Consider the following 19,234-nt stretch of genomic DNA (forward strand, 5'->3'; position numbering starts at 1 on the left):
GCGGCGGGCCGGATCGGTCAGCAGCGCCTGCAGCGCGTCCCGCAGCGCGGCGGCGTCGGCGGGCGGCACGAGCTGGGCGCACGAGCCGTCCTCGCCGAGCACCTCGGGCAGGGCACCGGCCCGGCTCGCGACGACCGGGGTGCCGCACGCCAGGGCCTCGACGGCCGGCAGCGAGAACCCCTCGTACCGCGACGGCACGCACGCCACCTGCGCCGACGCGACGAGATCGGCGAGTTCGGCGTCGCTGATGCCGGCGACGAAACGCACTCGGTCGCCGAGCCGCAGCTGCGCCAGCAGGCGCCGGGTGCGCGGGCCGGGCGTCGCGACGAGCACGAGTTCGCGCACCGCGGGGGTCTGCGCGACGGCGGCCAGCAGGGTGTCGACGCCCTTGAGCGGGGTGTCGGCGCTGGCCATCGCGACGACGCGCCCCTCGACGCGGGCCCGCTCGCGCGGCGCGAAGACCGTGGTGTCGACCCCGAGCGGCACCACGCTGACCGCCTCCGGGCGCACGCGGAAGTCGGTGGCGATGTCGCGCGCCGAACTCACGGAGACGGTGAGCACCCGCTGCAGCCGGCGCGCCACCCGCCCCTGCATGCGCACGAAGCCGTACCAGCGGCGCAGGCTCAGGCGGCGCCAGCCGCGGGCCGCGGCCAGGTCGGTGCGCAGGTCGCGGCTGATCGGGTGGTGGATCGTCGTGACCATCGGCCAGCGGCGCTGCACGTCGAGGAGCCCGTACCCCAGCGTCTGGTTATCGTGCACGATGTCGAAGCGCTCCCCGGCGCGGTCGAGCTCGCGCAGCAGGCGGGCCACGCGCAGGCTGAACGTCAGCGGCTCGCCGAAGCCGCCGGTGAACATCGTTGCGACCTCGAGCACGTCGATGCCGTCGCGGTACTCGCGCGGCCGCGGCACCCGGAACGGGTCGGGTTCGCGATACAGGTCGAGGCTGGGCACCTTCCGCAGCCGCACGCCGTCGCCGAGCCGGTCGAGTTCGGGGTACGGCTGCCCGGAGAAGACCGTGACGTCGTGGCCGAGCGCGGCCAGCTCGCGGGAGAGGTGGCGCACGTAGATGCCCTGGCCGCCGGAGTGCGGCTTGCTGCGGTACGACAACAGCGCGATGCGCAGAGGGCGTTGCTCGCCTCCACCCATGAGCACCGGCGGCCCCCGATCCGCAAGGGCGCGAGCCGACAGCGGCCGGCGCCTGATTCAGTCCTGTTCACCTGACGCTCCAGTATCCGTCACGGCCGGTACGCCCTCGCACAGGCCCCGATTCGGCCCGTCGCGAAGGCCCCCGACCCGGCTCGGGGCCAGAGCGCCGCCCCGGCCGTCGCCGGGGCCAGAAGACGGTGGGAGATTCCGCCGCGCAGTCGCGGCAGATCTACCACTGTCTTCGGCCGGTCTCGAGCGCGGCCGCGGCACGGGCGTATTTGGCGGTCAGCCGCTCCCTGGTCGCGGCGTCGAGCCGGGCCAATCGAGCCGGGTCGGTGTTGTCGGCGAGGTCGGCGCGCTTGACGCGCACCGCGATCGGGTCGGCCCGCACCGCGGCGTAGTAGTCGTCGAGATCCTGGCCGGGGAGCCGGGTCAACGCCCGCACGGCGGCCACGACCGGCGCCGGGAAACTCGCGGCGAGCTCGGCGGCCTCGATCGGGGTGTCCTCCAGCACGTCGTGCAACCACGCGGCCGCCACCGCGGCGCCGTCACCCCCGTCGCCGGCCACGCGCCGCGCCACTCGAGCCGGGTGCTCGACGTACGCCGCGCCCGCCTTGTCGACCTGCCCGGCGTGCGCACGTTCGGCGAGTTCGCGGGCGCGCCGCACCAGGTCCGCCTCGCTGTTCATGGTCACCGATTTTCTCGCCCGCGGACGCGAACCGGCCCCCCAACCCGTGGGGCGGGGGGCCGGGCGCGTCGGATCAGAAGCCGCCGAACGCGGTGCCCAGCGCGATGACGACGATGAGCGCCAGCACGGGGACCGCCACGGCGACGACGCCGATGTCCTTGTACGACTGCCGGTGGGTCAACCCGCAGATCGCGAGCAGCGTGACCACCGCGCCGTTGTGCGGCAGCGCGTCGAAGCCGCCGGAGGAGATCGCGGTGACCCGGTGCATGAGCTCGAGGCTGATGCCCTGCAGCTCGGCCTGCTGCCGGAACGTCTCGCCGAGCGCCTCGAGCGCGATCGACATACCGCCGGACGCCGAGCCCGTGATACCGGCGAGCACGTTGACCGCGACCGCGAGGTTGATCAGCGGGTTACCGGAGATGCCGAGCACCGCGTCGCGGATCATCATGAACGCCGGCAGCGAGGCGATGACCGCGCCGTAGCCGACCTCGCTGGCGGTGTTGAAGATCGGCAACAGCGAGCCCATCGTGCCCTTGTTGATCGAGTCCTTGGTGCTCTTCAGGCGCTTGAGGTTGAGCAGGATGACGAGCACGCAGGCGAGGACGAGCGAGACGATGATCGCCCAGATACCGGAGACCGCGCTCAGCCGCACGCCGCCGTACTCCTCCTGCGCGAGGTAGCTGGTGTCCAGCGACGGGATGATCCAGCGCACGAGGGCGAAGTTCACCGTGATGACGACGAGGATCGGCAGCAGGGCGAAAAGGAACGGTGCCCTCGGCAGGTCGGTGGCCGGCGCGCCGTCGACCTTGACGTCGGACTCCCGCTCGGGCTCGGCCTCCGCGGTGCCGCCGTGGCCCCCGGCGCCCCGCACGGGGGCGTCGCCCTTGCGCGGCCGCATGAGCGGGCCGTCGTCGTAGCCCTCGCCGGCCGCGTGCGCGCGGCGCTGGACCCACAGCAGCCAGGCCATGCCGCCGACGAACATGATGATGCCCGCGATGATGCCCAGTCCCGGGGCGGCGAACGCGTTGGTGCCGAAGAACGGGTTGGGGATGGCGTTCTGGATCGCCGGGGTGCCGGGCAGCGCCGTCATCGTGAACGTGAACGAACCGAGGGCGATGGCGCCGGGGATGAGGCGCTTGGGCACGCCCGCCTCCCGGAACAGGGCCGCGGCGATCGGGAACACCGCGAACGCCACGACGAACAGCGAGACCCCGCCGTAGGTCAGGATCGCGCAGGCCAGCACGATCGCGAGGATCGCGTGGCGGCCGCCGATCCGGTCGACGATCGCGTGGGCGATGGCCCGCGCCGATCCCGAGTCGTCCATGAGCTTGCCGAAGATCGCGCCGAGCATGAACAGCGGGAAGTACGTGACCACGTACTTGCCGAGCGCCGGCATGAACACCTGCGTGTAGGTGGCCAGCAGGGGCCCGGCGGCGAACAGCGTCGCGAACAACGCGCAGAGCGGAGCCAGCACCAGCACATTGACTCCGCGGTAGGCGAAGAAGATGAGCAGTACCAGCGACAGGATGATGCCGATGAGGCCGAGCATTCTGTCTCCTTAGAAGGGAGTGACGCGTGGCGTCCTTGTCTCACGTCCGGTGCCGTCGATCCGGCGGCGCCGTCGCGACAAGGTAGCCCGCGCCCGCCCCGCCCACCACACACCTTGCTGCCTCGTAGCGCAACCGTGATCCGCGCTCGCCCCGCTGCCCGGGTCGGCTGCGTTCGGCGGCCCGGCCCGGTCGGCGTGGTGTTGCCGACACCCACACCGCCATCGAGAATGGCCGCGGGGGTGGGGCAGATGAACAAGAACATGCTGCGGTACGCGGCGGTCGCGGCCGGTTTCGTGGCGTCCGCGCCGGCGATGGCCGCGGGGTTGCGGTGGCTGGTCACCGGCGCGCCGCCGCCCTGGGTCGAGCAGATCGACCGCCGCCGCTCCGCCCCCGCCGCCGGCACCGACTCCATGCCGCAGGTGCTGCACGAACTGGAGTTGGCGCGGCTGGCCGACGAGGTGCAGCGGGTGCGAGCGCAGGACCGGCCCGGTCGGCGCCTGCAGGTGCGCGCCACCACCGCCGCCTACGACGACGCCCTCGTGCAGGCCTGCCGGGCCCTGGGCCTGGAGTCGCCGGCCGGTACGCCGCCGCTGTCCGACGCGCAGCGCTACGAGGTCGAGACCGCGCTCATGGCGGCGGGCGTGCAGTGGTGAGGCCCGGTTCGTGACCGCCTCGGGCGTCGGGTTGTCGCCTCAGCCCGCGGGCGGCTCGTCGTCGATGTAGAGACAGAAAGGGTGACCTTCGGGGTCGAGCAGCACCCGCACGTCCTCCTGCGGTTGATGCGCGGCGAGCCGGGCGCCCAGCTCGAGCGCGTCGGCGACCGCCGCCTCCAGGTCGGTGACGCCGAGGTCGAGATGCAGTTGCTGCGTGGGCGATCCGGGCTCGGAGGGCCAGGTGGGCGGTTCGTGGTGCGGGTCGAACTGGAACGCGAGGTTGGCCGGGTGCCCGGGCATCGCGATCGTCACCCACGTCGGATCCTCGCTGCTGATCGGCCAGCCGAGCAGCCGCGAGTAGAAACCGGCCAGCGCCCGCGGGTCGCGGGCGTCGAGCGCGATGCCGAGCCAGCCGGACAGGCTCCTGATTCCGGTCATGGGTCGAGGGTGGCACGGCGGGCTACCGTGACTGCACCACACGTGTCAGGAGGCGGTCATGCGGTTCGCCACGCGCATGGAGCGGGTGCAGCCCTCGGCGATCCGAGAACTGCTGCGACTGGGGGACGACCCGACGATCACCTCGTTCGGCGGCGGCTACCCGGACCCGGCGACGTTTCCGGTGACCGCGCTGCGGGAGGCCTACGAGCAGGTGCTGACGACCTCGGCCCGCACCGCGCTGCAGTACACGGCGACCGTCGGGCTGCCGCAGCTGCGGGCCCAGGTCGCGGCCCGGCTCACCGCCGACGGCGCCCCCACCGGCTCCGACGACGTGCTCATCCTGCAGGGGGCGCAGCAGGGCCTGGACTTCGTCGCCAAGCTGCTGCTCGACCCGGGTGACCTCGTCGTCACCGACAACCCGACGTTCCTCGGCGCGCTCATCGCGTTCAACCCGTACGAGCCGAGCTACCTCGGCGTGCCCGGTGACGACGAGGGCATGGACACCGCGGCGCTGGAGTCCGAGCTGTCCCGCGGCGCCCGGCCCCGGTTCGTCTACGTCGTCCCGGATTTCGCGAACCCGACCGGCACGACGATGAGCCTGGCCCGGCGCCGCCACCTGCTCGAGCTCGCGGCGCGGTACGACTTCCTCGTGCTGGAGGACACCCCGTATCGGGCGCTGCGCTTCGCCGGGGAGCCGGTGCCCACGCTGCGCGCCCTCGATACGGCCGGGCGGGTCGTGCACCTGGGCAGTTTCAGCAAGATCCTCGCGCCCGGGCTTCGGCTCGGCTGGGTCGCCGCCGCGCCCGAGCTGCTCGAACCTTTGGGTCTGCTCAAGCTCGCCGCCGACACCCAGACCGCGACGCTGAGCATGAGCGTCACCGCCCGGCTGCTGACCGACTTCGACCTCGACGAGCACATCGCGGAGATCCGCGAACGCTACGGACACAAGCGGGATCTCATGGTCAAGACGATGCGCGAGACCTTCCCCGGCGAGGTGAGCTTCACCGAGCCCGACGGGGGCCTGTTCACGTGGGTCACCTTCCCGGAGGGGTTCGACGCCGCCGACTTCATGGCGCGCGTCGCCCTCCCGCAGGCCCGCGTCGCTTACGTGCCGGGCGCGACGTTCTACCCCGTGCGCCAGGAGGCCAACCACGCCCGGTTCAGCTACTCCGGGGTGGCCGACGACGTCATGGTCGACGCGGTGGGACGGCTCGGCGAGCTGCTCGGCGCCGAGTTGTCCCGGCGCTGATCCTCGCGCGGACGCACCCCGACGTAGACGCCGGCGATCCGGTAGCGCAGCGGCTCGGCCTCGTACTCCTCGAGCGCGTGCGCGACCCAGCCCGCCGTCCGGGCGAGCATGAAGACGAGCGCGCCCGCCTCCGCGCGCCAGCCGAGCACGTGGGCGAGGGTGCCGAGCCACAGGTCGCTGTTGCCGAAGGTCTGCGCCCACGGTTCGATCGCCTCGGTGAGCCGGTCCGTCGCCAGCACCGCGGGATGCTCGGGGGCGTAGGCGCGCAGCAGGCGGGCCAGGCACTGCGCGCGCGGATCGCGTTCGCGATACATCTGATGCCCGAAACCGGTTGGTGCCGAGCCTGATTCGACGATGTGCGCGATGCATGCGTCGGGTGAGTCGATGGCTTCGGCGACGATCCGGTAGGTCGCCCGCGGGCTGCTGCCGTGCATCGGGCTGTCCATCGCGCCGAGCGCGGCCCCGACGACCGCGTAGGGGTGCGCGCGGGTGCTCGCCGCCACCCGCGCCGCCCGCGTCGACATCGCCAGGTCGTGATCGGCCATGAGCACGAGCACCGCGTCGAGCAGCGCCTCCGCCTGCGGGGTCGCCGGGCCGCCGAGGGCACGTACGAGCCGCCCCGCCAGGGAGCCGGTGTGGCCCGGCCGGTCGGTGTCCGTGCCTCGCGGCTGGTTGGCGTCGGTGTGGCCCGGCCGGCCGGTGTCGGTGCTTCGAGGCCGGTCGACGCGGGTGCGGTCCGGCGGGTCGGCGTCGGCCGAGGCTCGCAGCGCGAGCGCGTCGACCGCGGCGCCGAGAATCCGGGCGCCCGCGCCGACGACTGCCTCGGGGCGCAGGTCGCCGCGCATCGCGTCGTTGGCGCCGAGCAGGTCGACGCTCACCTTGAGGAGGTCGATGGCGCGCGCCCGCGCGGGCATGGCCGACACCGCGGCGGCTACCAAGGGGGCGTCGGCGGGGCGCGCCCGCAGCTCGACCGGCTCCCCGACGCCCCACAGCAGGCCGCACACCTCCTCGTAGGAGACCTCGTCGGCGACGAGACGCTGCACCTCGCGGCCGCGGTAGGAGAGGGTGTCGTCCGCGCCGATGAGGGTGATCTGCGTGTGGATGCGTTCGCCCCCGCCCGCCGCGCGCGGGGTGCGGCCGCGCGAATGCAGTTCTTCGATCTGCGCGAGCGGAAAGTAGCTGCCCCGATGGCCGGCGATCGTGGTGCGCCGTAACAGGCCCCGGCTCACGTACGCGTACACCGTCTGGGTTCGTACCCCCAGGTAGGAGGCGGTCTGCGCGGTCGTCAGGTGGTCTCGCCCGTCGATGACCACCGGCTCCAGGCGGCCTCGTCGCCCCGCTCGCATCGCGCCTCCGCTCCCTGCCGGTCAACCCCGATGTTGACTAGATCAACGTTGACAATAGCGCGCGGGCAGGACGAACGTGTGCCGCAACGGCGGCCGGACCGAGCCGCCGACCGACAGGAGGGTTGCGTCATGACCGCATCCACCAGCACCCCGCCGATCACCTCGCAGACCATCCCGGTGGCCACCCCGGCGACCAGCCCGGGCGGCCTCATCGACGTGCCCGCCGGGCTGGCCGGTGTGCGCGCCGCCGACACCGCGCTCGGCGACGTGCGCGGCTCCGAGGGCTTCTACCACTACCGGCAGTACTCGGCCATCGACCTGGCCCGCACCCGCACGCTCGAGGACGTGTGGTTCCTGCAGTTCGAGGGGCACCTGCCCGACTCCGCAGAGCTCGTCGACTTTCGTGCGCAGATCGACGAACTGCGAGACCTGCCACCTCAGCTCGCCGACATGCTGCCGGCGCTGGCGACCGCCGGCAGCAGCAGCGCGATGCTGCCGCGGCTGCGCACCGCCCTGTCGATGCTCGCCTCGATCGAGGGCTCGCGGCCCGTCTACGGGGCGCGGCCCGAGGATCGTCGTCGCGACGCCATGCGGGTCGCCGCGGTCACCCCGACGCTGCTCGCCGGCATCTACCGGTTGCGTCGCGGGGAGAGCCCGTTGGCGCCGCGCCCGGGCCTGTCGGCGGCCGCGCAGTGGCTCTACCTGCTCACCGGGCAGGAGCCCGAATCCCGCGACCCCCGAGACGTATCCGCGATCGACCAGTACCTCGTGTGCACGGTCGACCACGGCTTCAACGCCTCGACGTTCACCGCGCGCGTCGTGACGTCGACCGGCGCCGACGTCGCCTCCGCCGTGTGCTCGGCCATCGGCGCCTTCAGCGGCCCGCTGCATGGCGGGGCGCCGGACCGGGCCCTCGCCGCGCTCGACGACATCGGCTCCCCCGACCGCGCCGAGGAATGGGTGCGGGCCCGGGTCACCTCCGGGGAACGGATCATGGGGTTCGGCCACGCGGTGTATCGCACCGACGACCCGCGGGCGGCCCTGCTGCGTGGCATCGCGCAGGAGCGCGGCGGCCGCCTGGCCGAATTCGCGACCGAGGTGGAGAAGACCGTCATCCGCGTGCTCGCCGAGCTGAAGCCCGGCCGGTCGCTGAACACCAACGTCGAGTTCTGGGCCGTGGTCGTCATGGAGCAGGCGGGGCTGGCCCGCGACCTGTTCACGCCCACGTTCACCGTGAGCCGGGTCATCGGATGGACCGCGAACGTGCTGGAGCAGGCGCAGGATTCGAAGATCATCCGACCGAGTGCGCGGTACACCGGGCTCCCGGCGCCGCAGCCGGTGCCGGAGCTCGATCAGGTGTCGGCCGCCTGAGCGTCGGGCCTGCCGCGCCGGTCGCCTCCGTCGGCGTCCGCGAGCGCCTGCCGGTAGGAGCGGGAGGCGGTGACGACGCGCCGGATCGTCACCGCCATCCGTTCCAGCTCCTCCCGCCCCACCGCGTCGCCGACCGCGGTGCTCCACGCGTGCTGCGCCTGGCGCAGCTGCCCGAGGACGCGGCGCCCCGACGGGGTCGGCGCCAGCAGGCGGGCGCGTTTGTGCGCCGGATTGTCTTGGTACTGCGCCCAACCCCGCGTGACGAGCAGGTCGGCGACGCGTTGCACGCTCTGCCGGGCCAGCCCCAGACCGACCCGCCGCGCGATCTCGGCGACCGTCAACGGCTCCTCGAGCGTGGCCCCGAGCACCTGCCACCAGGCGGGCGTGAGCCCGCTCGGCGCGGTGATGTCGGCCGCCGCGGCGAGAAACTCGCCGTTGAGCTCGAAGACCGGCAGCACGATGTCGGTCAGCGCGTCGCCGGCCGCGCTGCGGCTCACGAGCCCGCGCCGGTCAGCTGCTCGAAGTACCGCTGCTCGCCGGTGGAGTACAGGCCGTACCAGGCCGCCAGCACGTCGGGCGGGAACGCCTGCAGCGTCGCGAAGACCTCGCGCGCGAACTCCAGCGGCGCGGTGCCGCCCGCGGTGATGACCGGGCCGTCGGTGACCGCCCGCTCGGCGCGGTAGTGCGCCTGCCCCTTGTACTCCGGTGCCGCGGTGAGGAATTCCGGCGCGTTCGAGGTGTGGGCGCGCTCGTCGAGCAGCCCGCGACGGGCCAGTCCCAGCGTGGCGCCGCAGATCGCCGCGACGTGCCGGCCCGCGGCGATGAGTTTCTCCGCGAGGTCGAGCGCCTGGTCGTGGCCCGACTCCCAGGTCTGCGCCCCCGGCAGCACGAGCAGCGCGATGTCGGCGGGGTCGACGTCGGCCAGCGTGATGTCGGGCAGCAATCGCACGCCGCCCATCGTGCTCACCGGCTCCGTGTTCTCGGCGACCGTGAGGAAGCCGAACCTCGGCTGCTCCTCGTTGGCGAACGCGAGCCCGCCGGTGACGTAACCCGTCTCCCAGTCGGCCATGGAGTCGGTGAGGTAGAGCAGCACAGCGTTCATCGTGAGACCTCGCTTTTGACAGTGTGCTGTCACAGTACTGGATGACAGCACACTGTCAAGAGCCGAGTATCGATGAGCCTCAGGAGCCCTTGCGGCCTACCGCCCGTCGCGGCCGAGCAGGGCGAGGAGGCGCGTCTGCCGGTCGGCGTCGTCGCCGACGTCGACCGGGCGCCGACAGATGCCCTCGGAGTACAGCGCGTCGCCGAACCCCTCGACGGCGTTCTCGAGGATCGCCAGCTCATGGCCGGTGAACCGCTCGTCGCGCCCCTGCGAGCGGGCGATGTCCCAGCGGTGGGCGAGCAGGTCGAAGCCGTAGAACCGCACGGGGGTGTCGCCGACGCTGGCCGGCCCGAAGTGGCCGTCGAATTCGGCTGCGGCGACGGACTCGTCGGCGAGGAGTTCACGCACCCGGTCGTCGTGTGCGCGCCAGGCGGCGGCCGGATCGGCCGAGACATCCGGCGCGGCGCCGACGTCGGCGTGCGCCCCGAGAAAGCTGCGCTCGGTGCTGATCACGTGCTCGACGACGTCTGCGGCACACCAGCCCTCGCACGGCGAGGGTGCCGTCCAGTCGTCCGTCTGGGCGACGATGCGCCCGAACGGCTCGGCGAGCCTGACGTACTGCTCCAGGTGGGTGGTCATGCCGGTCTCCTACCGTCGATCGCTGTTGCCCTCGACGGTAGGAGACGGGTGCGCCGACGTTCTTGTCGTTTCCCGACAGGGCCGTCAGCCGGCGACGCAGGTGACGAGGTCGTGGGCGCCGTCGGGGCGGGCCGTCTCCAGGTAGTACCGCGTGGAGCCGTCCGGCAGTTCGACGGAGGCGGCGTAGCGGCAGGCGCCGTCGGAGTGCGGCGAGGCCAGCGGCTCGCCGCCGACGGGAGTGAGGCGGGCCGACCCCGACAGCGGGTCGCTCGTCGCGACGCCGGTGCGTTCGAACCAGTTGGAGGCGGCATCGGCGCGCCCGTCGTAGAGCGCGGTCACCGCCTCCCCGTCGGCGCCCAGTTCGAGCACGGTCGCGACCCGGGCTCCGCGCTCGTCCCACTCCCCCGCCCGGCCGGCGAGCACCTCGACGCGGTCGGTCCACTCGAGGCCGTCGTCGCTGGTCAGCCAACGGGTGGTCATGCGGTCCTCGGCGCCGGCGACGTCGAGCGGGTGGCAGCACAGCCACATCGACCAGGCCGTCGAGCCGTCGGGCCGCGGCCAGGTGCGGATGACCGGATCCTTCACGGCCACCTTGTCATCACCGGGCAGTACAACGCGCCGGTGCCCGTCGGGCAGCTCCTGGGGCGTCGGGGCGGTCAGACTGTCGACCCACCAGCGCTTCGACCCCTTTGTGGCACACGACAGGTATAACCGCCAGCCGCCGCCGGGCAGCGGCACGAGCACGGGCCGCTCGAACGACTCGCTGCCGAACTGATCGCGGTGCACCTCCGCGACGGTCTCGAACTCGATGCCGTCGTCGGAGCGCGCGACGGTGACCGTCACACCGCGGCCTTCGACCAGCGGGCGACGCACCCGATAGGTGAGCCAATAGACGCCGTCGACGAGCGCGGCGCTGGCGGCGCCGGCCCAGTTGCCGGGCCCGGCAGCGGGCGCGGCGACGACGACACGGGCATCAGCCAGGTCGGGCAAGGTCAAAGTACGCGGCATGTGTGCTTTTATCTCACGCCCGCGAGGCGAACGATCCGCGGCCCCGAAGGCCCTTCCAGTCCGAGCAGTCGCGGCCGAGCACCTCACCGAGCCGGTCGATGTCGTCGGCGAACGCGGGCAGGAGCCGCTCGCGCTGCTGCGGGGTGAGGGCCGGGCGTGGGAGCGGCGTGCGGTCCTGCAGCACCCGCACGATCGGCTTGGAGGCGGCCCGCCACACCTGCGGGCGCACGTGCGCGCCGGCCCGGGCGCCCACCCGCACGACGGGCGCGACGAGACTCGTGCGCAGTCCCGGCGTGGCGTAACCACGCGAGTTGCTCGGCGGGATGCGGTCGACGACACCGGGCTGTACGCCGATGAATTCGCTGACGCGGTCGAGGGTTTGGGCGGGCTCGTCGATGAGTTCGCGGTAGCGCAGCACCATGACGCGCGAGCGGTCGATCCGCTCGAACAGATCGGCGAGTTGACCTCCGTACAAACCGAGTTCGCGGTAGCGCCAGAACGGCGCCCAGCCGTCGTCGATCCGGCCTTGTTCGGCGGCGAAGGCCTTCTCGAAGTCGGCCTCCGGCTCCAGACCGTCGGACCACAGGTGCATCCAGTTGCTGTAGGCGCGATCGATCGGGTCGCGGATGACGGCGATGAACCGCGTGTTCGGCAGGCGCTCGGCGATGCGACGGCGGGCGCTCGGGCTCCACAGGTAGAACGGCGTGCTCTCCCCGCGTACCTGATCGGGGGCCGCCCCGGCGAACAGCGCCTCGTAGTCGCGTTCGCGCCAGACCCACTCCTGCTGGGAGTGGGCGTCACCCGGGCCGCGCCACGCGGGCGGCGGGGCGTCGTCGCACATCCAGTACTTCGGCTCCTTCGGCGTGGTCGTGAAGACCTGGGGGTGCTGCGTGAGGGCGGCGTGCAACGCCGTCGTGCCCGCCTTGGGCGCGCCGATGATGATGAAGTCCGGGCCGGTCGAACGGGCTGTCATGTCGGATCCCTGGAGGTGCGTGAACCGCTGATGGGGCGGGCGGACACCGCGCGTGAGGCGGGCCGCCGATGTCGATCGCCATGACCCTAGGCGCACCCCGCGGTCGCGGTCAAATTCCCATTAAACAGCTAGGAATAGCCGATGATTTGGCCGCTTCGGAGGCGGTCAGCGCATGACGGATTTCGGCAGGTAGGCGCTGACGACCCAGGTGCCGAGGTCGACGACCTCGCTGATCTTGAGGTCGACGGCGACGCTGCACAGCAGGTAGGCGTCGGCCGGCTCGAGCCCGTACTCGCGCCCGAGCAGGTCGATCATGGCCCGCACCGCGTCCTGGGAGGCGGTCATGAGGTCGGTCGTCACGCCCATCGTCGCGTGGTAGCCGGCGTCGCCGATGCCGGCGCGCAGCGGCCCGGACGTCTCGAACTGCGGGCCGGGGATGGCGCGGTCGCGGTGCAGCCGCACCCGCACCCGGCCGCACATCGAGCCGAGTTCGATGGCCGACACGCACACCTCGCCGTCGCCTTGGGCGGCATGGGGGTCGCCGAAGGCGAGCATCGCCCCCGGCACCTGCACCGGCAGGTAGAGCGTGCTGCCGACGACGAGGTCGCGGCAGTCGAGGTTGCCGCCGAAGCGCCCGGGTGGCATCACCAGCGTGGGCTCGTCGACCTGCGGCGTCACCCCCATGACACCGAGAAACGGCCGCACCGGGATCCTCGCGACGTCGTAGAAATCGGTCGAGACCGGGTTGTCGAGGGTCCAGCGGTACAGGTGCGACTCGGCGAAGTCGTCGGGCAGGAGCCCGAGGCCGGGGTAGGAGGCGGTCCAGCCCCAGTCTCCGGGCGCGTACTCCAGCGGCTCGAGTTCGACGACGTCGCCGGGGCGGGCGCCCTCGACGAGCACCGGGCCGGCCAGCGGGTAGATGCGGTCGAGGTCGAGGTCGGGCACCGGCCCCCCGGTGCGGGCATCGTCGAGGGCGCCGCCGGAGGCGTCCTGCACCTCGAACTCGACGATGTCGCCGTCGCCGATCGCGAGGACGGGCTCGTGCTCCTGGCTCCACAGCCGGAAGGGTGGTTCGGGGATCTCGTACGTCGTCATGTGCCGCCTCCTCGGGCTGTTGCACGGCGCCAGGGCTGCTCGGTCGGGGCCTGACGCTCCGTCCGGCGGTCGCTCTGTGACCGAATTGCTCCATTTGTACACCTGCTCGGGTGCCGTCGGCTTCCTCATCGGCATAGCGTGGGAGTTTGTGCCGCGACTACCCGGCGAAATCTCCCACGCTGATTCACGGGCTCGGCGGGTAGCGTGCGCACGGTGTCGAGCAGCGACCCGGCCCGCGGCTCCGCGGCCCCGACCCCGGACGACATCGAGCGCGCTCACCTGCGGGATCCCGCAGACCGCACGTTCTCGATCGCCCGCCACGGCGTCGCCGCCGACCTGTCCGCGCTCGCGCGTCGGTTCTGGATTCCGGTGTGGCACGTGCTTCCTGGGCGGGAGGCGCCGCAGCGGGTGCTGCAGTACCCGGTGTGCCTCGTGGTGGTCGCCGATTCGTACGCGCGGTTCTACGGAGTCGTCTCCGGGCTGTCGACGACGACGCTGCGCGGCCGCGGCTGGGCCGTCGGGGTGATGCTGCAGCCGGCGGCCGGGCTCCTGCTGACCGGGCGGTCGGTCGACGAATTCACCGACCGCCACGTCGATCTCGGTGAGGTGGCCGACCTGGGCGCGCTCGTGCAGCCGGTTCGCTCGGTGATGTCGGCGGCCCCGGACGACCCGGCCTCGCAGGCCCGGGCCAGGTCGCTGGTCGAAGCCGCGTTGCGGGAGCATCTGCCGGTGGATGACGAGGGCCTGCTCGTCAACACCGTCGTCGAGACGGTCGAGGGCGACCCGCAGCTGCTGCGCGTCGCCCAGCTGTGCGAGCGCTTCGGCATGACCGAGCGCACCCTGCAACGGCTCACCCAACGTCGCCTCGGCCTGTCACCGAAGTGGCTGATCCGGCGCCGCCGCCTGCACGAGGCCGCCGGCCGCCTGCGCGATCCGGCCATCGAACTGGCCGCTCTCGCCGCCGATCTCGGCTACACCGACCAGGCCCACCTCACCCGCGACTTCCGCGCCGCCACCGGCCTGACCCCCGGCCGCTTCGCCGCCCGCTTCAGCTGAGATCCGCAGCGTCAGCGGTGTCAACGTGCGGGCACCGCCGCGTGCTGGTCGTTCGTGGTCCGCTCCGTGACGACATCGAGCGGCGGCTCGACCGCCGTGGGTGGCGCGGTCAGGGACACGATCAGCGAGATCTGGCGGAACACCACGGACGCGAGGAAGGCCAGCGCGCTTCCGAATTCGACGACCTCTTCCGCTGTTTGCTCGACGCGTTCGAGGGTCAGAGCCATCGATTCGGGATCGATGCTGTCCATCGCGACAGCAACAAGGGCCAGGCCGATGCCGACGAGCAACGCCGTGCGCGCCCACGCGTCGCCTCGGTATCCACGCCAGAGCAGCGGCAAGACGGCCAGACCGGCGACGGCGAGCAGGATCATGAGGAAGTCTCCCGGTCCAACCCACGGCAGGAACGGGATTCGCACACCACTCGGGGCGAGGATGCGGTCGCGAACACGCTCGTGGATGGCGAACCGCTCGTCGAACGCCAACGCCGCGAATCCGAACGACAACAGGGCCCATGAGGCGCCGATCGGCAGCTGCAGGCGCCTGACCAGAACCGCGACCTGCAGGCTCGCCGCCGCCGTCAGCACGAGAACCACGCTTTGCAGCCAGGTCATCGGCGACTGCTCCAGCGCGATATAGCGCCACCAGGAGTCGCGGCCGGCGACGAGCAGGAGAGCCGTCGACACCACCCAGAACAGCACGAATGCGAGAAGCACTCGTACCCGGGCCGATCCTCCAGAGACGGTGTCGCGGTGTGCTGCGGAGACAGTGGTCTGCCGGGTCAGGCGCATGTCGGTTCCTCCTGGAGTCGAAGCGATTCGGCGCTCGGCGAGGCGGGCAGGGAGGCAGCCGGCTCCGTGGGCGGTGGGGCGGGAAGAGGGACCACGTTGATCGGGCGGCCCGCGGCCGCGGCGATGAGCGATTCCGCGAACATCCGTGCGCCTCGGGCGAGTACCTCATCGCGCCACCAGGCACTGTGGCCCGTCTGCAGGATCCGCCCCTGCGTGAGCAGGTCACCGTCGCGGGTCGTGTCGATGACCGCGTCGTCGATCGCGAAACCCCTTAGCCGACCGCCGCGCACCGCCTCGACGGCGGCCTCGGTGTCGGTGAGGGCGGCGCGAGCCACGTTGACGACGAACGAACCGGGCCCCATCCGAGCGATCTGGTCGCGACCGAGGATCGGCGGTGCGCCGCGAGCGTGACTGGCACACAGGATGACCGCGTCGCTGCGCTCCAGCAGGTCGCGTTGCGAGGCCATCTCGATGCCCAGCTGACGCGCCAGGAAGACCGCGTTGGGGTCGATGTCGCAGCCCAGCACCTTCATGCCGACTCCGGCAGCAAGGTGCGCGACCCGGCGACCGATCCGTCCGACTCCCAGGACGCCCGCGACGCGGCCGTGCAGCTCCACGCCGCGCAGGGAGGTGTCGTCGGGCACCAGGCCCCGGGCGCGATCGTGCGCGAGGTGGCTGCGGGTCGCCAACGACAGGGTCATGCCCAGGGCGTGCTCGGCGACCGCGGTCGTCGCGTACTCCGGGAGCACGCTCAGGCCCACGCCGTGATCGCGCAGCAGCTCAAGGTCGATGTGGTCGTAGCCGGTGGCGTAGAGCACGAGCCAGCGCAACCGCGGCAGCCGCGAGAGCAGCGCCGCATCGATCGGTGGCAGGCACCGATTCGTGCACCCCAGCACGTCGGTGTCGCGAAGCAGAGCGACGGCCTGCTCACGGTCCGGGCCGCGGTCGCACTCCCTGATGCGCACCTGTGCGAGCTCAGCCAACCGCGCCCAGGCCGGCTCGGCGATGCTGCCTCGGCCACGGTGGCTCATGACCGTCAACACAGGTCGCTGCGCCGCAGGTCGCGGGGCGTGACGAGCCGTCAGTGCCTCGGTGCGCATGGTGAGCCTCCGACTCGAGACGTGGGAAGTACCACACCCTTCGGAAGCCCCCGCTCCGGCCCGCGCGGCCTGGCCAAATCTTTGCGATTGTCAGACCTTTTCTTGACGGTTCAGCGCCCGCTGCGCCCGAGGAACTCCCGCAGCGATCGCGGGTCGGGCTGGTCGGCCTGCGCGAGCCAGGCCTCGTAGCCGGGGCGCAGGCGCGCCCAGTCTCCGTCGGTCATCGCGAACCAGGCGGTGTCGCGGTTGCGGTTCTTGTAGAACGCCGCGTTGCGCCAGGTGCCCTCGTAGGTGAAACCGAGGCGTGCGGCGGCTCGGCGGCTGCGCTCGTTGAGGGCGTCGCACTTCCACTCGTAGCGACGGAAGCCCAGGTCGTCGAACACGTGCCGGGCCAGCAAGTACATCGCCTCGGTGGCGGGGGTGGCGCGCCGCGCGCCCGCGCCGTACATGATCCAGCCGACCTCGATCGTGCCGCCGGCGGGCGCGATGCGCAGGTAGGAGGCGGTGCCGACGACCCGGCCGTGGTAGCCGCCGGCTTGGGCGTCGGTGACGATCGCAAAGGGCAGCACATCGGGGTCGTCGATGAGCGCACCGATCCCCTGCGCGTATCCGTCGGGCCCGTCCACGCGGTGGAACGGTCCGAATGGCATGTAGGTCCACTGCTCGTCGCCGGCCCCGGCCTGCAGGTCGGACAGGAGGCACCCGGCATGGTCGCGGGTCAGCGGCTCGAGGCGGCAGGAGCGACCCGTCAGCGTCACCGGCTGCGGGGTTTTCGCGCCGGCGTAGGTCAGCTGCTCGCCGATCGGCTGGCCGAATTCGTTGACTCGCGGCTCGGGCATGGGGAACCTCCGGTTCGGGCATCGAGGGCGGGCGGGCCCAGATCTCCGTCACCGTAGCCCGCCGCGCGGGTCGGGCGCCGCGGGGCGCAGGACGTGAGGCTGGACACCGGGTCCGGACGCCGCCGGGCGCCGGGCGCGTTGAGGAACAGCGGGTCCGGACGTCGCCGGGCACCGCAACTGGGCGCATTCCAGCCCTCGACCGGTTATCCACAGGGGTGTGGCCACCGTTCGGACTATCACCGCGCTCGGCCGGCGGGATCCGTTCTGGCAAAGGTGCAGGTCAGCGTGGTGAGACCTTCGGCGGACCGCGCGCGGTGATAGTCCGAACGGTGGGCGCTCGTAGTGAGCCAGGCGCAATTCGTGCAGAGCTGTCACGACTCGCGCCTTCGCGACATGTAGGGGCATGCACACCGATGTCACGATGAGAGTCGTGCCAGACGCGCCGCCGCCGCAGGCCCGCGGCGCCACAACCAATTCGGCGACGCGGGACGATCCGGCGACGCAGGACGATCCGGCGCCGCAGGACGATTCGACGCCGCAGGGCGATCCGGCGACGAGGATGACCGCGCTGTTCGACGCCGCCTACGCCGACCTGGTGCGGTTCGTGCGGGCGCGGGCCGCGAGCCGCGTCGACGACGTGGTGGCGGAGGTCTTCCTCACCGCGTGGCGCCGGTTCGACGCGGTGCCGACCGAACTCGACGGCGCCCGCGCGTGGCTGTTCACGACCGCGCGCTATGTGCTGCTCAACGACGCCCGGCGTGCGGCGAGCGACGCGTTGCCGCTGCTCATCGAGGTCGCGCAGCTGCCGCCGGACGACGACGTCGCTGCCCGTCTCGACATGGCCGCCGCGCTGCGCGCGCTCGACGCCGCCGACCAGGAGGCGCTCGGGCTCAGCGTCGTCGACGGACTGAGCAACGCAGAGGCCGCGAAGGTGCTCGGCATCGGCATCAACGCGTACGCCGGCCGCCTGTCCCGGGCGCGCCGACGGTTGCGCGCCCGCCTCGAGCCCACGCCTGACGACCGGAAGGGAGTGCAGCGATGACACCCGAGAACCCCCAGACCGATGCCGAGTTCGACGCCCGCACCGCGACGCTGCTGCGCTCCGTCGTCGCCGGCCACCGCGCCGACGGCACGCCCGAGCCGGCCGACCCGCAGGGCCCCGCCGCCCGGGCGCTGCTCGAGCGGATGCTCGCCACCCCGGCCGGGGCGGCGACGAGCGAGCGTCACGCCGCGACGCCACTCAAGCGGCCCGACGAGCGGCCCGGGGTACGGCCCGTCACACCTGCCGCCTCCCGGCCCGCCACCCGCGTCGATTCCGGCCCCGCCTCCCGCGTCGAAGCCGGCCCCGCCTCCCGTGTGGATTCCGGCCCGTCCTCTCGTGGCGGTTCCCGGCCCGCCTCCGGGTCGGGACGCGCGCGGATCAGGCCTCTCGGGCGCCGCACCGGCCCTCGCACCGGCTCCCGCGCCGGCTCCCGGGTCGGCCGCCGAGCCCTGCTGGCGCTGGGCGCGCTGGTGCTGGCCGCGGCGTTGGGAGTGGCGGGCCTGGCGAGCCCGCAGCAGGCCTTCGCGACGTGGACGAGCACCCCGACGCACATCAGCGACGACCGCGCGCTCGCCACCATCACCCAGTGCCGCGACGACCTCCTGCGCGGAGGCGACTGGCCCGGCGCGGACGGCGCCCCCAGTCGCGCGCAGGTCGAGGGGCTGACGCTCGTCATCGCCGAGCGGCGCGGACGCAACACCTTCGGCGTGCTGGCCGGTGACGGCTGGATGATGGATTGCCTCGCGACCGACTCCTGGCTGCCGTTCACGGGTGTCGGCGGCTCCGCGTCGGGCCTGTCCCCCATCCCGCGCGGGCAGGTGCCGGCGAACGGGTTGGGGATGGTGTGGCGGTCGGGCTCCATGACCTCCGGCCTGGGCACCTCGGCGTCGTTCGAATCCGTTGTCGCTCAGGTTGGTTCGCAGGTTCGGTCGGTGCGTCTGCAGACGCAGCGCGGGCCCGTGCAGGCGTCGGTGGCGGGCGGTTTCGCGGCAGCATGGTGGCCGGTGGACGGCGACCCGCAGGTCGACTCCCCCGTCTCGGCGACCCTCACGCTGACCGACGGGCGCACGGTCGAGGTGCCCGACGTCACCGCGGCGGGGGCCGACTACGCCAGGCGCCACGGCGCCTCGTGAAACGGCTGTCGCAGC

20 protein-coding genes are annotated in these 19,234 nt (G+C 72.6%); 6 read left to right on the forward strand and 14 right to left on the reverse strand.

Features of this window, described 5'->3' with window-relative positions; translation table 11 throughout:
- The 3 genes from PINTE_RS07360 to PINTE_RS07370 form a co-directional block, all read right to left on the reverse strand.
- The coding region (locus PINTE_RS07360) for a glycosyltransferase family 4 protein (protein WP_068428041.1) at positions 1 to 1,146 on the reverse strand (1,146 nt) is incomplete at its 3' end.
- Positions 1,147 to 1,375: 229 nt separating this feature from the next.
- Entirely contained in the window at positions 1,376 to 1,834 is a 459-nt protein-coding gene (locus PINTE_RS07365) for an HD domain-containing protein (RefSeq protein WP_068428160.1), read from the reverse strand.
- 73 nt (positions 1,835 to 1,907) lie between these two features.
- Positions 1,908 to 3,383 carry a GntP family permease gene (locus PINTE_RS07370; RefSeq protein ID WP_068428044.1) on the reverse strand — a complete coding sequence of 492 codons (1,476 nt, stop codon included), beginning with the start codon at positions 3,381 to 3,383 and terminating at the stop codon, positions 1,908 to 1,910.
- A 249-nt stretch (positions 3,384 to 3,632) separates the two neighbouring features.
- Between PINTE_RS07370 and PINTE_RS07375 the strand changes: the two genes are divergently transcribed.
- Positions 3,633 to 4,037 (forward strand): hypothetical protein, encoded by a 405-nt coding sequence (locus PINTE_RS07375; RefSeq protein ID WP_068428047.1) that lies wholly within the window; start codon positions 3,633 to 3,635, stop codon positions 4,035 to 4,037.
- Between the two features lie 39 nt (positions 4,038 to 4,076).
- On the opposite strand, the gene PINTE_RS07380 is transcribed toward PINTE_RS07375, so the two are convergent.
- Positions 4,077 to 4,475 carry a VOC family protein gene (locus PINTE_RS07380; protein WP_068428050.1) on the reverse strand — a complete coding sequence of 133 codons (399 nt, stop codon included), beginning with the start codon at positions 4,473 to 4,475 and terminating at the stop codon, positions 4,077 to 4,079.
- A 58-nt stretch (positions 4,476 to 4,533) separates the two neighbouring features.
- Here PINTE_RS07380 and PINTE_RS07385 point away from each other — a divergent pair, with 58 nt between their 5' ends.
- Positions 4,534 to 5,724 carry an aminotransferase-like domain-containing protein gene (locus PINTE_RS07385; protein ID WP_068428052.1) on the forward strand — a complete coding sequence of 397 codons (1,191 nt, stop codon included), beginning with the start codon at positions 4,534 to 4,536 and terminating at the stop codon, positions 5,722 to 5,724.
- On the opposite strand, the gene PINTE_RS07390 is transcribed toward PINTE_RS07385, so the two are convergent.
- The gene (locus PINTE_RS07390) at positions 5,640 to 7,070 is read right to left on the reverse strand and encodes a citrate/2-methylcitrate synthase (RefSeq protein WP_084343349.1); all 1,431 of its coding nucleotides are present in this window, start codon (positions 7,068 to 7,070) and stop codon (positions 5,640 to 5,642) included. The genes PINTE_RS07385 and PINTE_RS07390 overlap by 85 nt on opposite strands.
- A 129-nt stretch (positions 7,071 to 7,199) precedes the next feature.
- Between PINTE_RS07390 and PINTE_RS07395 the strand changes: the two genes are divergently transcribed.
- Complete coding sequence (locus PINTE_RS07395) at positions 7,200 to 8,441, forward strand: citrate/2-methylcitrate synthase (RefSeq protein WP_068428056.1); 1,242 nt, start codon at positions 7,200 to 7,202, stop codon at positions 8,439 to 8,441.
- Here the strand turns inward: PINTE_RS07395 and PINTE_RS07400 are convergent.
- The 6 genes from PINTE_RS07400 to PINTE_RS07425 all read right to left on the reverse strand — a co-directional run bounded on the left by PINTE_RS07400 (position 8,423) and on the right by PINTE_RS07425 (position 13,258).
- Positions 8,423 to 8,938: a MarR family winged helix-turn-helix transcriptional regulator gene (locus tag PINTE_RS07400; RefSeq protein WP_068428059.1), complete on the reverse strand. Its 516-nt coding sequence runs from the start codon at positions 8,936 to 8,938 to the stop codon at positions 8,423 to 8,425. The two genes, PINTE_RS07395 and PINTE_RS07400, sit on opposite strands and share 19 nt — an antisense overlap.
- The gene (locus PINTE_RS07405; protein ID WP_068428061.1) at positions 8,935 to 9,543 is read right to left on the reverse strand and encodes a DJ-1/PfpI family protein; all 609 of its coding nucleotides are present in this window, start codon (positions 9,541 to 9,543) and stop codon (positions 8,935 to 8,937) included. Before PINTE_RS07405 ends, PINTE_RS07400 begins: the two co-directional genes overlap by 4 nt.
- 96 nt (positions 9,544 to 9,639) lie before the next feature.
- A complete protein-coding gene (locus PINTE_RS07410; protein ID WP_068428065.1) occupies positions 9,640 to 10,182 on the reverse strand; it encodes a maleylpyruvate isomerase family mycothiol-dependent enzyme in 543 nt (180 codons plus the stop codon).
- A gap of 84 nt (positions 10,183 to 10,266) precedes the next feature.
- On the reverse strand, positions 10,267 to 11,190 hold the full coding sequence (locus PINTE_RS07415; protein ID WP_068428068.1) for a hypothetical protein: 924 nt from the start codon (positions 11,188 to 11,190) through the stop codon (positions 10,267 to 10,269).
- 13 nt (positions 11,191 to 11,203) lie between these two features.
- Positions 11,204 to 12,163, reverse strand: coding sequence for a sulfotransferase family protein (locus PINTE_RS07420; RefSeq protein ID WP_068428071.1), 960 nt, complete (start codon positions 12,161 to 12,163; stop codon positions 11,204 to 11,206).
- Positions 12,164 to 12,328: 165 nt separating this feature from the next.
- The gene (locus tag PINTE_RS07425; protein ID WP_068428074.1) at positions 12,329 to 13,258 is read right to left on the reverse strand and encodes an acetamidase/formamidase family protein; all 930 of its coding nucleotides are present in this window, start codon (positions 13,256 to 13,258) and stop codon (positions 12,329 to 12,331) included.
- 213 nt (positions 13,259 to 13,471) lie between these two features.
- Between PINTE_RS07425 and PINTE_RS07430 the strand changes: the two genes are divergently transcribed.
- A complete protein-coding gene (locus tag PINTE_RS07430; protein WP_068428164.1) occupies positions 13,472 to 14,314 on the forward strand; it encodes a helix-turn-helix domain-containing protein in 843 nt (280 codons plus the stop codon).
- Between the two features lie 20 nt (positions 14,315 to 14,334).
- On the opposite strand, the gene PINTE_RS07435 is transcribed toward PINTE_RS07430, so the two are convergent.
- From PINTE_RS07435 to PINTE_RS07445, 3 genes are all read right to left on the reverse strand, one after another.
- Complete coding sequence (locus PINTE_RS07435; protein WP_157087121.1) at positions 14,335 to 15,105, reverse strand: DUF8692 domain-containing protein; 771 nt, start codon at positions 15,103 to 15,105, stop codon at positions 14,335 to 14,337.
- Positions 15,096 to 16,136 carry a 2-hydroxyacid dehydrogenase gene (locus PINTE_RS07440; protein ID WP_068428080.1) on the reverse strand — a complete coding sequence of 347 codons (1,041 nt, stop codon included), beginning with the start codon at positions 16,134 to 16,136 and terminating at the stop codon, positions 15,096 to 15,098. The genes PINTE_RS07435 and PINTE_RS07440 overlap by 10 nt, the downstream gene beginning before the upstream one ends.
- A gap of 179 nt (positions 16,137 to 16,315) precedes the next feature.
- Positions 16,316 to 17,044, reverse strand: a complete 729-nt coding sequence (locus PINTE_RS07445; protein WP_068428083.1) for a GNAT family N-acetyltransferase — start codon at positions 17,042 to 17,044, stop codon at positions 16,316 to 16,318.
- A 430-nt stretch (positions 17,045 to 17,474) separates the two neighbouring features.
- Between PINTE_RS07445 and PINTE_RS07450 the strand changes: the two genes are divergently transcribed.
- A complete protein-coding gene (locus PINTE_RS07450; RefSeq protein WP_245642841.1) occupies positions 17,475 to 18,086 on the forward strand; it encodes an RNA polymerase sigma factor in 612 nt (203 codons plus the stop codon).
- Entirely contained in the window at positions 18,083 to 19,219 is a 1,137-nt protein-coding gene (locus PINTE_RS07455) for a hypothetical protein (protein WP_068428086.1), read from the forward strand. The genes PINTE_RS07450 and PINTE_RS07455 overlap by 4 nt, the downstream gene beginning before the upstream one ends.
- Positions 19,220 to 19,234: the final 15 nt, after the last annotated feature.

The sequence above is a fragment of the Piscicoccus intestinalis NBRC 104926 genome (assembly GCF_001515525.1).
GTDB lineage: Bacteria > Actinomycetota > Actinomycetes > Actinomycetales > Dermatophilaceae > Kineosphaera > Kineosphaera intestinalis.

Coding starts and splice junctions, on each gene's coding strand:
- PINTE_RS07455 (WP_068428086.1), top strand. CDS start 18,083: ATGACACCCGAGAACCCCCAGACCGATGCCGAGTTCGACGCCCGCACC.
- PINTE_RS07375 (WP_068428047.1), top strand. CDS start 3,633: ATGAACAAGAACATGCTGCGGTACGCGGCGGTCGCGGCCGGTTTCGTG.
- PINTE_RS07435 (WP_157087121.1), bottom strand. CDS start 15,105: ATGCGCCTGACCCGGCAGACCACTGTCTCCGCAGCACACCGCGACACC.
- PINTE_RS07410 (WP_068428065.1), bottom strand. CDS start 10,182: ATGACCACCCACCTGGAGCAGTACGTCAGGCTCGCCGAGCCGTTCGGG.
- PINTE_RS07385 (WP_068428052.1), top strand. CDS start 4,534: ATGCGGTTCGCCACGCGCATGGAGCGGGTGCAGCCCTCGGCGATCCGA.
- PINTE_RS07370 (WP_068428044.1), bottom strand. CDS start 3,383: ATGCTCGGCCTCATCGGCATCATCCTGTCGCTGGTACTGCTCATCTTC.
- PINTE_RS07395 (WP_068428056.1), top strand. CDS start 7,200: ATGACCGCATCCACCAGCACCCCGCCGATCACCTCGCAGACCATCCCG.
- PINTE_RS07425 (WP_068428074.1), bottom strand. CDS start 13,258: ATGACGACGTACGAGATCCCCGAACCACCCTTCCGGCTGTGGAGCCAG.
- PINTE_RS07420 (WP_068428071.1), bottom strand. CDS start 12,163: ATGACAGCCCGTTCGACCGGCCCGGACTTCATCATCATCGGCGCGCCC.
- PINTE_RS07390 (WP_084343349.1), bottom strand. CDS start 7,070: ATGCGAGCGGGGCGACGAGGCCGCCTGGAGCCGGTGGTCATCGACGGG.
- PINTE_RS07440 (WP_068428080.1), bottom strand. CDS start 16,136: ATGAGCCACCGTGGCCGAGGCAGCATCGCCGAGCCGGCCTGGGCGCGG.
- PINTE_RS07365 (WP_068428160.1), bottom strand. CDS start 1,834: ATGAACAGCGAGGCGGACCTGGTGCGGCGCGCCCGCGAACTCGCCGAA.
- PINTE_RS07380 (WP_068428050.1), bottom strand. CDS start 4,475: ATGACCGGAATCAGGAGCCTGTCCGGCTGGCTCGGCATCGCGCTCGAC.
- PINTE_RS07405 (WP_068428061.1), bottom strand. CDS start 9,543: ATGAACGCTGTGCTGCTCTACCTCACCGACTCCATGGCCGACTGGGAG.
- PINTE_RS07445 (WP_068428083.1), bottom strand. CDS start 17,044: ATGCCCGAGCCGCGAGTCAACGAATTCGGCCAGCCGATCGGCGAGCAG.
- PINTE_RS07415 (WP_068428068.1), bottom strand. CDS start 11,190: ATGCCGCGTACTTTGACCTTGCCCGACCTGGCTGATGCCCGTGTCGTC.